General features: G+C 53.3%; 9 protein-coding genes. 2 read left to right on the top strand and 7 right to left on the bottom strand.

Annotation, left to right across the window (positions count from 1 at the left end):
- Positions 1-251: 251 nt before the first annotated feature.
- Complete coding sequence (locus ACR809_RS07595) at positions 252-1,181, top strand: formate/nitrite transporter family protein (RefSeq protein WP_058228628.1); 930 nt, start codon at positions 252-254, stop codon at positions 1,179-1,181.
- A 205-nt stretch (positions 1,182-1,386) separates the two neighbouring features.
- Here ACR809_RS07595 and ACR809_RS07590 read toward each other — a convergent pair whose 3' ends face one another.
- From ACR809_RS07590 to ACR809_RS07580, 3 genes are all read right to left on the bottom strand, one after another.
- A complete protein-coding gene (locus tag ACR809_RS07590) occupies positions 1,387-1,758 on the bottom strand; it encodes a hypothetical protein (RefSeq protein WP_048270888.1) in 372 nt (123 codons plus the stop codon).
- On the bottom strand, positions 1,715-1,954 hold the full coding sequence (locus ACR809_RS07585; RefSeq protein WP_023284987.1) for a hypothetical protein: 240 nt from the start codon (positions 1,952-1,954) through the stop codon (positions 1,715-1,717). The genes ACR809_RS07590 and ACR809_RS07585 overlap by 44 nt, the downstream gene beginning before the upstream one ends.
- A 105-nt stretch (positions 1,955-2,059) precedes the next feature.
- Complete coding sequence (locus ACR809_RS07580) at positions 2,060-2,611, bottom strand: recombinase family protein (RefSeq protein WP_115664333.1); 552 nt, start codon at positions 2,609-2,611, stop codon at positions 2,060-2,062.
- Between the two features lie 91 nt (positions 2,612-2,702).
- Here ACR809_RS07580 and ACR809_RS07575 point away from each other — a divergent pair, with 91 nt between their 5' ends.
- Positions 2,703-5,855: an SGNH/GDSL hydrolase family protein gene (locus ACR809_RS07575; protein WP_228200882.1), complete on the top strand. Its 3,153-nt coding sequence runs from the start codon at positions 2,703-2,705 to the stop codon at positions 5,853-5,855.
- A gap of 271 nt (positions 5,856-6,126) precedes the next feature.
- Here ACR809_RS07575 and ACR809_RS07570 read toward each other — a convergent pair whose 3' ends face one another.
- The 4 genes from ACR809_RS07570 to ACR809_RS07555 form a co-directional block, all read right to left on the bottom strand.
- Positions 6,127-6,858, bottom strand: a complete 732-nt coding sequence (locus ACR809_RS07570) for a LamG-like jellyroll fold domain-containing protein (protein WP_100157523.1) — start codon at positions 6,856-6,858, stop codon at positions 6,127-6,129.
- A 3-nt stretch (positions 6,859-6,861) separates the two neighbouring features.
- Positions 6,862-9,816 (bottom strand): hypothetical protein, encoded by a 2,955-nt coding sequence (locus ACR809_RS07565; RefSeq protein ID WP_122051167.1) that lies wholly within the window; start codon positions 9,814-9,816, stop codon positions 6,862-6,864.
- 76 nt (positions 9,817-9,892) lie between these two features.
- The gene (locus ACR809_RS07560) at positions 9,893-12,961 is read right to left on the bottom strand and encodes a host specificity factor TipJ family phage tail protein (RefSeq protein ID WP_122051166.1); all 3,069 of its coding nucleotides are present in this window, start codon (positions 12,959-12,961) and stop codon (positions 9,893-9,895) included.
- Positions 12,958-13,338, bottom strand: a complete 381-nt coding sequence (locus ACR809_RS07555; protein ID WP_017880229.1) for a hypothetical protein — start codon at positions 13,336-13,338, stop codon at positions 12,958-12,960. Before ACR809_RS07555 ends, ACR809_RS07560 begins: the two co-directional genes overlap by 4 nt.
- Positions 13,339-13,346: the final 8 nt, after the last annotated feature.

Raw genomic sequence — 13,346 nt, 5'->3', positions numbered from 1 at the left:
ATCCATGACGGAAAGACAACGCTTCCGCCCGTAAAGATGTGAGCGATTGTAACAGCACGTTGAACGATGTCTATATCACCCAAGTTGTTGATTTGATCTTAGCCTGGGAATAACGAAATCGCGGGGCTCCTATTCTACCGGAGCGACAAAAATCTGACGTTACCATTTTTGCGATTTCAGAGTATGCCCAGCCAGACGGCAGGGAAAGCCGCTACGCTATAACTATACAGATTGATAGCGAGGGCCACGAAATGGATGAACTAGACAATAACAAATTAAAGGCAGAGGATGACGAAAGAGAAGTGGAAAGTGAGGAAAATCAGCGTGGTGAAGAGATCGAAGTAAATGAAGATCGCCTTCCCTCGCGGGCGATGGCGATCCATGAACATATTCGCCAGGAAGGGGAAAAAGAGATGGAGCGCGATGCGCTGGCCCTGCTATGGTCAGCGATTGCGGCCGGCCTGTCGATGGGGGCCTCCCTGCTGGCGAAGGGAATTTTTCACGTCAAACTGGAGGGGATCCCGGGCGGTTTTTTGCTGGAAAACCTCGGCTACACCTTCGGCTTTATTATCGTAATTATGGCCCGCCAGCAGCTGTTCACTGAAAATACGGTCACCGCCGTTCTGCCGGTGATGCATAATCCCACCCTCGGTAACGTCGGTTTGCTGATGCGGCTATGGTCGGTGGTGCTGGCGGGCAATCTCATCGGTACCGCGGTGGCCGCATGGGCCTTCAATTATATGCCTATTTTTGATGGGCCAACCCGTCAGGCCTTTGTCAGCATCGCCGAAGACGTAATGAAAAACAGTCCGACAGAGATGTTCGCCAATGCGATTATTTCCGGCTGGCTGGTCGCCACCATGGTCTGGATGTTTCCTGTCGCCGGCGCCGCCAAAATCGTGGTGATTATTCTCATGACCTGGCTTATCGCCCTGGCGGATACCACCCATATTGTAGTGGGCTCGGTCGAGATCCTTTATCTGGTGTTTAATGGAAATCTGCCCTGGAGCGACTTTATCTGGCCGTTCGCCCTGCCGACCCTGGCGGGAAATATCTGTGGCGGGACCTTCATCTTCGCACTGCTGAGCCATGCGCAGATCCGTAACGATATGAGCAGCAAGCGAAAAGCGGAAGCCCGCGCCCAGGCGGCGGAGAAAGGGAAAAAGGCCGACCGGGCATAAAAAAGCGCCCTGAGTGGCGAGGGTTTAAGCAGTCAGACGGTATGGCTCTTACTCAGGCGGGCAAAAAACGCTATACTCGTGCCGCCTTGTCCCCTTAGTTAAATGGATATAGTTATAAAACAATTTAATGCATTGTTTTAAAAAGAGAAATATCAAAATAATCCACTTCCATTGTACTCGTTTATGTACACACAATCCGTTGACTTTATATGACAGGACATTCGTCATCAGTAGGCCAAGCTCGATTGATGACGAATGTCACCACCCCGACAACTGTAACATCATCCAGGGCCTCACCTTCCAGCGCTTCACCGTCTCGTGTAATAAATGCCCGGCCCATAATTTTTGCAAAATCTGTGCCTCCGCCGTATTGAATTAAAACGGTATCTCCTTGCTTTGGTTTACCGGAGACATCGACTACGGTGTAACCAGTTTCTGTCTGAACGAGCCTAGTATTTGGGCCGGTACCGCAGAGTTTATCGACGGTCAGTCGTACTTCTACATAGTCTGCTGCTGGCGACGGAAATCCCACGTTATAGCCCTCCGTTCGGGTTGTATAACTGGAACGTGCGCTCATCGCCTTCCTGCGTTGAGACATCCCGGAATGTCGTCACATAGTGCTCTATCCACTGGTTAGCCTGGCGCGGTGACCATATCCAGTTAACTTTTGCGAGTTCCCGGATAAAACCGGACGTTGTCACGGTGCGACGGCCATTAGGCTCAATGACAATTGCCTGACGCCAGGCTATTTCGATATCTGAGTTTCGCGGCATAATTTCACCTCCTGAAATACTGTTTTTATATACAGTAGATTCATTGAGAGATCTGATCAATACAGGTTACAGCTATCGATCAGGCGCACCGACGCAACATAATGATTATTCAGAAGCAGGCAGGTACTTGTAGATAGTTTTCACGTCTACACCTATCACATCGGCTACCTGCTTCCGGGTTGCCCCCATATCCATCATTCTGCGGCACCGCTCCACAACCTCTGTGGTCATTACCCGGCGGCGGCCGCCTACTCTCCCCTGCTCCCTCGCTGCGGCTAACCCGGCTCGGGTACGCTCCACTATCAACTCGCGCTCCATCTCCGCCAGGGCGCTCATGACGTGGAAGAAGAAACGTCCCGCAGGCGTCGAGGTGTCGATGCTGTCAGTCAGGCTGCGGAAATTCACCCCGCGCGCCTGCAGCTCCGACACGAGTGTAATCAGGTCACGCACGCTTCGGCCCAGTCGGTCAAGTTTCCAGACCACCAGCACGTCGCCGGGCTTAAGCCTGCGTAAGGCGCGCCTCAATCCCGGCCGTCTGGCATTTTTCCCGCTCGCGGTGTCTTCAAATATCTGTTCACATTCTGCGCGAAACAGTGCTGTTTTCTGCAAATCGAGGTTTTGATCCCCTGTAGAGACCCGTGCATAGCCAATCAGCATGTTGTAACCCGTTGAAATAGCTGATTGTAAAAAGCTCCGCGCTTTCGCTCAAACCCTCGTTTGGGCGAAGCCTCTTTTTGGAGCAAAAAACATGGCCTTTAACCCGGAGCTGGGGAGCACGTCTCCCGCTGTGTTGCTCGATAACGCCGAGCGCCTGGATAAGCTGGTCAATGGGCCCGCCGCAGATGTTCCCGACCGTGGCGGTGATCCTCTTTATTCATGGCGCCAGATGATGGCGAAAAACGATGAGGTCAGGCAGAACCTGATTCCTCTCAGTAAGCAATATATGACGCTGGCAGCGGCGCAGGCGGATATCGCGAATATCCCCGAGGGGAGCACTACGTATTACCGCAGCCCGGATAACAGTGCGCTCGCAATCGAGGTGATGAACGTTGGCGGGACGCTGCAGCCTACCGGGCGCCGCATGGTTTCACAGAAAACCGTAGAAGGGATTATCCCCAGTCTTGTTGGTCCCGGCATGAACCTGTTCAACAAGGGAGCGGTGATCTCCGGGTTCTATCTGTTTGAGGGAACGGGGATCCCCAGGGAAAATCCTGAGTACTGCTATTCAGAAAAGATCTCTGCCGTGGCCGAGGGGGCTTATACCTCCAGGCTTCTCACTCGTGTAGTGACATTTTTTGATGGTAACGACAATTATCTGTCTGACCTCTCATCTGTTACTGCATTTACAGCGCCTGCCGGTACTGCCTATTTTATTGTTTCGGTACCGCTGATAAACATCGACACCTATCAGGTAACGTTTGGTGCTGGCGAAATGCCCTATCGGGCATATCAGGCAGTACTGCGGGATAATATCAAAGGGGCGCCGACAAACTCCTATCGAACGCTGGGCTTTACTGCAGGTAAAAACTTGTTCAATCCTGCCGACGCTATGCCCGGCGTGCATCTTTCCAGTATCGGCACAATTCTTACAGACTCTGATACCAGCATGACCGTATCGGGATACATTCCTGTTGACCCGACACAGCCTTATTGTGTCGATCATCCGTGGAAAGCAGCTACATACTATGATGCGAAAGGCGTGTTTATCAGCCGCCAGTATGATTCGTCCTATTCAACAAAACCTGTCAATCCGCTGATATTACCGTCAAATGCCGCGTATATGCGGATAGAAATTCCTGCTGTCGTGGCGTCTGTTACCATGGTGGAAAAGAATAATAAGGCCACCGAATTTGAGCCGTTTAAATCAAAGGCCCCATCGGAATATTCAGGTGTGCCAGTAGTCTTTTCTGAACCGGTAAAAGCCCTGACGGAAACAGACCTCTACGGCCCCGGTACGAACCTGTTCAATAAGAACAAGGTGGTTGATGGTTATATCAATGAGTTCGGTGCATGGTTCCCGGTTCCGGCAGCCAGTGGGTCCGTATACATCACCTCGGAATACATTAAAGTGTCGGCGGGTGATGTTCTGAATTCAAGCCGGTCGATGCGCTTCATTAACTTCTACGACTCGGACAAAAAACATCTTTCGTCGGTTTCAGCAGTTAATGTTGTCACTGCGCCTGCATCGGCAGCGTATGTGAGAATAACCACTCTTCTTTCAAACAAAGATGCGATGTTTGTCGCCAGAGCGTCAGTACTGCCGCCCGCTGAAGACTATGTGCATGTCATGCGCAAAGCACTGCCTGACGGTTTTCAGATCCGAATCCCTGGAGATATTGTTGACGCAGACCAGCTCGATATTGATTTTGTAAAGCATGGACTGATAGTACTGGGGAAAAACCTGTTTAACAGGGCGACCGTGCAATCAGGGTATATTAATGAATCGGGCACTGTTATATCCCCTGACTCACGTTATGTGTACTCAGATTATATTCCCGTTGAATTCAGCTCGTCTTACGCACTTCGTGTTGGCGCCAGATTCATTACGTTTTATAACGCCAGTAAAACGTTTATCCGTACGGATGCATCCTCCACTCAGGCACTGACTTCGTTCGTTACTGATTCGGAAATTGCCTATGTGAGAATTACATTTGGCTCGGATCGGTATGTAGAAGCCCAGGTTGAGAAAGGAGACAGCGCCACTGCATTCGAGGAATACGCGTTCTATTACCTTTCAGAAATGCCTGACGGCACGCCTGTCAAAGTGAAAGACGCTGAAGTTGTATCAGAAGCGGTCCCGGATGTTTTTGGTATTGAGCGTCTTCGGGAAACGCATATGCGGATGACTAAAATGTCTTTTGGGGATGCTGTTCGTCTTATCGTTGCGATGATGGGAGACAGCTACACCAGAATGTCACCACGTTATGTGCTGAAAGTGGCACAAATCCTTTGGCGCTATTTCAATAGTGCAGGCACGGCCGCAACTGTCCCCCCCATTGGGTACGGCTGGCGTTCGTTTGGTTTTGATCCTAACGGCGATAATACTGATGTTATGGGTACATCAGTTGTACAGTCCGGATTTTCCTGCGCTTACAACACAGGGCATGGCCCGGATATTTCGTCTGTGACAGCAAGTGCAAGCGGAGCAACGATTTCATACAGCCAGAATTTTGCGCTGGGTTTTGATTCGTTCCTGTTTGCCGAGGGGGGATCTGGTGTTATTCAGTGCCAGGCAACCGGGATGGCTGACCCCGTCACGATTGACCTGTCGGCTCATCCCGCCGGGATGCAGATTATCCCGCTGGCGTTACCAACAACCGGTAGCGGCACAGTAACGTTTACGGTTATCACTCCTCCGGTGACGTTGTACGGAGCGAATATCCTCAATCAAACCATGTCGGGTGTCCTGGTTCATAAAATGGGGGGTAGTGGTTCTCATACCAATCACTGGGTAAACGCAATGGATCAGCGCTGGCTTGATGCTTTTGATAACCTCGGGGCCGACCTCGTGACAATCATGCTGGGAACGAACGACCAGGGCGCGCAGCTCTCTGCCGCAACATTCCGGGCTAATATTCTCACGATGATAGATCGGGTTCGTTCTGTGCGGCCAACGGCTGATATTTTGCTGATTTGTCCGGCGGAAAATAACCGCGACGGCGGAAACAGTATTCCCATGTCCATTTACGCGGAGGTGATGTATAAGATTGCGCGGGATGATCGTGATGTGGCCTTTCTGAACCTACAGGCGTCCTTCGGTCAGAAACACGAAGACTACGCAGCTGGATCAGACAGACCATGGATGATAGGGGATGGGTTACACCCAGACCCATCAACGGGAGGGTATGCCATTGCTGGAGCAATCGCGCGGGCGCTGGCCCTGCCGATATTCTTCAAGTGAAATTAGACCGGTATAACCCTAGCCGCGTAGATCAATAAACGTAAAATCAACCCCCGGAAAGATTCCGGGGGAGATTTTAATTATTCACTTTTCCAGCTGAGAAGGTAGCCAGTGCTGCCATTGAGAGCTCTTTGTGCCTCAGTGTTTTCATTTACCCACCGGGAGATCATATCGTCACGCTCATACTGGTTTAAATTCTCCCAGCTATCGGATTGTCTGTAAAACACTACAGTTACGGAAGAAACAGTGTCGATTTTAACAGTAATCCGCGTCATACCGTCTGTCCCCTGCCTGTCATGATATTGATGCCGAGTGCAATGGCGGTCGCGATATCCCCCGCAGTAAATTCATTACCCCAGGCGCCGAAGAATCCAATATCTCCCTTCAGCATTGACGAACCAGCGGCACTGGCTCCCAGCATGAGGGGGCTACCCGCCACGTTTGCAAGGTAACCTGCCGGGCTGGCGGCGATTGCAGTCCCATCTGACAACGTTAATTTGTGATTGCGGTTAGGAGAAATGACACCGCATGCCACATACCACTTATTGACGATAATACTCATCCCTGACTGATAATAAATGCCCTGACTTCCGTCAGGCCATCCTACCCGCAGCTCAAGCCGCTGCCCGGTCGGGTTGAATGTAATGGCAAAACCATGACCTGATCCGGGCGTCAAATCCCGGCAATCGAGCACATACTGAAATACATCAACTGCGCTCAAACGAAAGGCCGTCAGGAAGGAAAGCCCTGTCAGTCCTGGCTCTTTAAACGTGGTCTGACTGCCAGCGGTTCCGGGGAATTCGAGCCCGAATTGTTTCAGTTTCTGCACACCCTGCTGCACAGAAAAACCATGACGCGAATTATCCACCGGGGTCAGTAAATCAAATGCAACTTTCGGATTTGCTATTGCTGACAGAGGCGAAGATACAGGCTCAAAATGCTGTTTCGCCCAGTCAGTAATAATTCCGTCTGCATTTAATAAAATTCGTGTTCCGTTACCCATTTATTATTCCTCAATAAAAGCTTTTGCAGGAAGGTTTGGTGCTTTAGCACTTTCTCCGATCATTTCGTTTCCTGAACCACGCAATGTGCCTGGATAGGTTGCGCCACTGGCCGGGTTCAGCCATGAACAGCCCGTCACCAGCGTTTTATCTGCAGCGAAATAGGTCACACCCGACGCATCAGGGATCAGCTCAATATCAGCACTGGTGACCCGGCAGCGGTTGCCATTGCCGTTGGTGTAGACCCGCGCCAGCTTGCCGCCATGAATATCGACAACAGCTTTTGCGCCAGGAGTATGGATAATTGCCGGGATGCAATTATCCAGGGTAATCCGCGGTATCCAGCTGTAATCACTGTTCAGGTAATCAGTGGTCCAGTTTGCCGCGTCTCCCGGAATATCGACGGTCTGGGCTGCGGCCAGCTCGATGGACGGATTGTTGATAACGCTGTGCAGGTTGCGCAGTGTGATCCGGGCGTTCGTCCCGTCGCTGCCCTTTTTGTTGCGTGAGCCCACAGTGTTCTGATACAGGTCGGCAGGCAATTTGATGCCGCACATGACAGCGTTCTGTGTTGGCTGGACGTTAATAGCCGTCATTCCATCAACGGTGATATTGTCGGGTAGCAGCGTTTTACGTCCGGTTACCGCGTAGTCGGTAAACTGAGAACGTAAGGCCGTAACAGCGCAGAACTCAAAATTGTCATTCGGTCTTCCGGTCTGGATGCCGGCGAGATCAAACACTATATTGCGGATGGTGATGGTAGGCGGTAGTTTGCTGTCGATGCCCTGATCAAGAGAGTTGGCCGTATCGATAATTCTGACAAGGTCAAATGACCGGGTCGTGTTGTACCATGCTGGTAGCCCTCTGTCCCACATCACCGTGACACCATCAATATTGAGAATGCCATCGCAGTCACTGGCATAGTCCTGCCTCATGCCGATGGCGTAGTTAAGGAAATACTCCACTGCATCGCCACTGGTGCGGGTGATATACAGACGAAGTTTCTCTATCGACCACTCATTACCTCCCTGCAGGTTAATTTGCCTGCCTTTCACAGTCAGATCTTTGAAGAAAACATCGTACCCGAAGCTGTGGAAATCAACGCGGTTAAACGTATTTCTGTTGCCGTATAAACCCTTTATTCCGTGATGCCCCTGAAATCCCCAGCCATGCAGTCCGTAATAGTTATCGATATGCACGTTGCAGGTATCTCGAATGCAGATGACATATGAGCCGTTCTCCGCCGGGTGACAGGTGGTTTCTCCGTATTCGCAAAAGACGTCAAAGACTTCGCGAGCAGAAATAACCACGCGGCTTTCGAGACTTGTTGAAGCTGTTTGCCACGACGTATGCACCAGATTTTTAATGCGCACCATCGGCCTGGAAACTTCGATATTCAGGAATCGACGACTGTCGCCCAGCTCAATAAAATGCGGGCATTCAAATTCCAGAAAATCATCTTCTTTCGGGATAATCGCAGCGTAGCCAATTGAGCCGGTCGGAATATCTTTCACAATCCGTTCCGTCAGCGCGCCATTTCTACCAATACGGGAGAAATCGCGGTATAAAACCCGGTCACGAGGGTTATCCCTGTTTCCGTTTCGGTAAATCTCCACTTCATTAGAAAGCGCATAGAACATCCCGCCGTAATAAGGATACAGTTTCGGATACGGCAAATAGTTAGAGCCTTTTTTCAGGTACTGAGAGTAACTGGTGTTGAAAGTAGCCAGCTCAGCAGGAGTGAGTTCAATACGTTCTTTCCCCTTGATATTGAACATACGTTTTGGCTCAGGCGCTGTAGGATCAAGCAGTCGCAGTGGTCCCCAGCGGATTTCGTTAACACCTGAGTCAGCGGAGGTAAAAATTATCGACCCTCCGAGGGACGTTTTTGTCCGAACCTCTGCTTCATGGTCAACTAATACTAGGAAGGCACCATCATTCTGACGAACCGGGATATTGAGCAGGTTCGCATAACGATGAGCATTCTGGATAGCGGCATCGGCAGCTTCAACACCAGACAGGTATGCTATCGCGGATGAACGGTTGCCCATCGCCAGGGCGACCTGCACAGCAAGGAGCGTAGCACCTGGAACACGAGGGGCCATAAACATGTCATAGCTGACAAATTCCGCCTGGCGATACCAGCGGCGTCCCAGCACATCGACCAGTATCCCGCCCGGTATTTCCTCGGAGGTCGTATCATCCGGGTTGACCACGAAGCGGCCGCCGGTACGCTGACCTACGACATCCCGCACCGTTGCTGTGCCTGTGTAGTTGCGGATGGAATCATAGTCCGCTGCCGTATCGCCTGGCTCAATCGAGCCGCCACCGCTGCCGCCCTCACCGAAACCGATCATCGTGCCGTCATTCCGTTGACCACACATCACCAGACCATTTCGATAGTAGATGACAAAACGCCATCCATCCGGCGGATTGTTATCAATGATGCTGCCGCCAAACTCTAACCCGGCATCTGAAGAATAGAGCTTCTGAAATTCATCAGCATACAGTCGCCCGTCTTTGTAGCCGAACGGTGAAAGACCATTTTTAAACACCACTGAAAATTGGTGTTCGCCCTGGCTGTCTATTAATCCCCTCACTGAATCTATAGCCTGACTGGACGGCATTTTTCGTCCGGTTGCAGTCAGCGTCCCTCCAACGTTCATGACCTCGATCGCGAGGGCGCTGTCGTCCGGGCTGCGGTAATACGTGGTGCTCCCCTCGGGGATATTAGCGATATCCGCCTGCGCCGCTGCCAGCGTCATATATTGCTTACTGAGAGGAATCAGGTTCTGCCTGACCTCATCGTTTTTCGCCATCATCTGGCGCCATGAATAAAGAGGATCACCGCCACGGTCGGGAACATCTGCGGCGGGCCCATTGACCAGCTTATCCAGGCGCTCGGCGTTATCGAGCAACACAGCGGGAGACGTGCTCCCCAGCTCCGGGTTAAAGGCCATGTTTTTTGCTCCAAAAAGAGGCTTCGCCCAAACGAGGGTTTGAGCGAAAGAAAAGTTGAAAGGGATTTTTTTGGTATTAAGCAGCGTCGCCGGGGTATGTGGCGTCGTCGTACTGGTAGAACGATTCGAGGTATTCTTTTGCGGTGACCTGACAGGTTCCGTCTGACTGCGGGGCGATCTCCTCTACAATGGCGTCGTAGACGTGGCGCGTTGATCCGCAGAACACCAGGCGGATCGGCTCGATGGTTGCCGACGACAGGTCAACCTTCATCGGGTCATCAAACGCGCTCAGGTGCGGGACTGACAGCTGAAAATCGCCTACCCTGCTCGCCACCATCAGCCCGGATGCAGAACCATCCTGATAGCGGATCAGCGCGCGGGGATTTTCGAAAGACCAGTCCAGCGGCTCCGTAACGGTGAACGTTGTCACGCCGCCAGCCGTTGTCATCGCCTCCACCAGACAGGAAATCGTGTTGTTACCCGGAATATCATCCGTGAGCACTATGCGATCGCCCGTGTTATAGCACAGCGCGTCCAGCTCGGTAGTGGTCTGGAACGTCACCCGCTGCTGCAGGTATTTCATCAGGCGGCGCATCCCGATTTGGTAGGCGTGATCCTGATTCAGTACCCCATCGAGTTTGTAGTTCTCGATTTTCACCGGCGTGGGATTATCAGGCGTCCGGCATTTAACGGTCTCCTCTGCCCAGGTAGTCCCGTTGATGTACGTCACGTCGACACCATCAAAATCATCATCTGAGGGCACGGTAAATCCGCTCTGCAGCTCCTCCACCATCTCATGCGGAGTGATCACACCGGTCCATGGCTTAATCCCCTCGCGGTTGACCGTCGCCAGGCCATCACTCAGCAGAAAACGTGACTTCCCGGCATTGGCAATCTTCTGCAGCATTTCCAGCGCCGAGATACTGTCGCCCGTGGCGAAATCGAAATTTTCGCCCCGTGGCGTCCAGTACGCGGATTCCAGCGCGTTGATGGTGTCGACATCCATTTCCAGCCCAAGAGAGTTCGCGACATGCAGCAGCGCTCCCGAAATGGTTCTGGCCGTTCCTGAGTTGTAGGCCCGCGTGGCCACAACGTTTACGCGGCGGTCCGACTGCGCCGCCAGCTTCCCGCCCGTCTCAACGGTCACCGCCATCAGCGACACGCCGGGATAGGATGAAGGGCGCGTCAGCAGTCGCCCGCGCAGCGCCTGCCAGTACATACTGTCTCGCGCGTTGTTTGAGCCCTGCTCATTGCGCCGACGGCAGCGAACCTCTACCAGCCCCGGAGAGCTGAGGGTGATCCGCTCAGTGAAACCTAACCCGTTGACGTTTTTCAGCGCATACTCGCCCTGGTGACTCACCCACCCCGATCCGGAACCGTAGACGCGATACTGTATCTCCCACTCCACGTGGCGGATCCGTTTTTTGCCCTTACTGTCAAAGCCACAGATGCCGTTCGGGAAGGAGAAATTCACCTCGAATGCATCCACCACTTCATTCTCAGGGCAAACCAGGAACGGCCCCAGCCAGCTCAGCGTGTCGTTAAGACCAGTGGCCTCATAGTCGATCATCGTCCGGGCGGAGAATCCCGGCCATGACTCATCAACGGCACCGGAAACCAGGCGCGCCACCGTCGCCGTCGTGCCGTCGGCAGAGACAATGCGGTACTCATTCCCGCGGTGAGCAAGTGAAAGCCGTTGCACCCCCTCCGGCATGCCGGAAAAGGCCGTTCCCGTGGCAGAGTTATAGGCGAGTGTCACATTCGCCGTTACCGCCGGGCTGCCGCCGGTTGATGCCGTGCCGGAGGTGTAAACCGGGGCATCACCGAAAACAGCTGCTGGCAGTGAAGAGGACGTGATCGCCCCACCCGCGAACGGACTGGCCGACTCGGTTATCAGTACAGTTCCGCCGTTGTCCTGCGCAACCAGGCCGGAGCCGGTGAGTCCCTCGGTGATGGCCGCCAGCAGTCCCGACATCGAGACGTAGTTAGCCACCAGCGACACCGGGTAGGTAACCCCCTGCCAGGTGATCGTGAACGTGCTGGAGCTGGTCGAAAAATCGTAGGTGGTCGGGGCCGCACTGGCCTGGACTTTTGCCGCGCTCCCCCCGGTGCCGGGCACTGCAGCCTGACCGGGGGTATATGACGCGATAAACAGATCGTAATCGACAGAGTTAAACCCCAGCGTCACCGGCATACCTACTACCGGCGCGATCTCCGTCAGCAGCGGGCTTGCGATAACGCTGTATCCGGCCGCCGTGGTGATCTGGTAGTTCGCCGGGGCTTTAAGTTCGACCACGGCGCCAGCGACCCAGCTGGGCGGCAGTGCGTTATCGTTCTCGTCATTATCGTCATCATCATCCGTATCCAGCCCCGTAAACGTCACGCTCGATCCGGAGACGGTCATGCTGTCTGCGATAATGTCGTCTGCGTCCGGCGACGTCTGGGCCATATCCAGCCCGGTGCCGGATGACGTCCCGCCCACTTCGGTGGAGTTGACCCAGTTTTCGCTGCGCTCATCACCGGAAACGTCCGCGCCTGGCGGGTAATGGGTGCTGCTGAATCCCGGTAGCGTTGAAGCTGGCGTACTGCCAACCCTGATATCGCCATTGGTATAAATCAGATCACCGACACCGAGACACAGCAGCATCTGGACGCGCATTTTCGTAGGATCGGCGGCATCAAACCGGGTAACCGGCTGCACCACATAATCAGGGTAGATACGCACCCGGCCAAATACCTCACGAATGGCATCACCGAGTTTTGCCGTATTTGCCTTTGCCGGGTTCAGGTCGAGACTCCGCCCTGTGGATGAGGTATAGCCGCCCGTATCGATGTTGCTCATCATAAAAAGCGAATAGGCTGCAGCGGCAACGGAGATACCGACGCCGATCCACGCGATTGTGGCGGCCTCCAGCCCGAAGGGAACCGGATAAAGCCTGGCATCACTATCAGGGCGAATCACACACTTAGCCCACTCGCCTGGCGGAATTAACAGCCCCTCAACCTCAACGGTCAGCGGTGGGACATCCCGATCCTCGTAGCCTTCAACATTTGCTACCAGCCAGCTGCGAATACTGGTTACACCATGCTCATGCGTTTCGAGTGGTTCACCGGGAAGCCGGGACGGGTAAAAACGAATGGTCATTGCCAGAACTCCACTTTGACAAATCGCCGCTTAAACCGCGGCAACGGCAGAAAGGTGACGTTCGTTCCCGGATTGCATTCCGCCACATGCAACAGACCACCGATACTGACCACGATCCCTACGTGGGTGACAGTCGACCCGGAATAACAGGCCACCCCGGCCCCTTCGCAGGGTTCGCAGCGCTCAAGGGTAAGCATCATCCTGCGCGCTTCCCGGTCGAGGCCGCCGTCGTCTTTGGTGACCCCTGCAAAATCGGGCCAGACGGGTAAATTCAGGTCGCGGCGTATCTCGTTCACAATGCCGAAACAGTCAAGTTGCGGGTATACGCGCCCGCCCTTCAGCCAGGTGACTGAACGGTATTTATCAGGGTTAAACATTGGGATTC

The sequence above is a fragment of the Klebsiella sp. CD33 genome (assembly GCF_051992865.1).
In the GTDB taxonomy this organism is placed as follows: Bacteria; Pseudomonadota; Gammaproteobacteria; order Enterobacterales; family Enterobacteriaceae; genus Klebsiella; species Klebsiella pneumoniae.
This window is presented reverse-complemented; position numbering and strand designations above follow the sequence as displayed.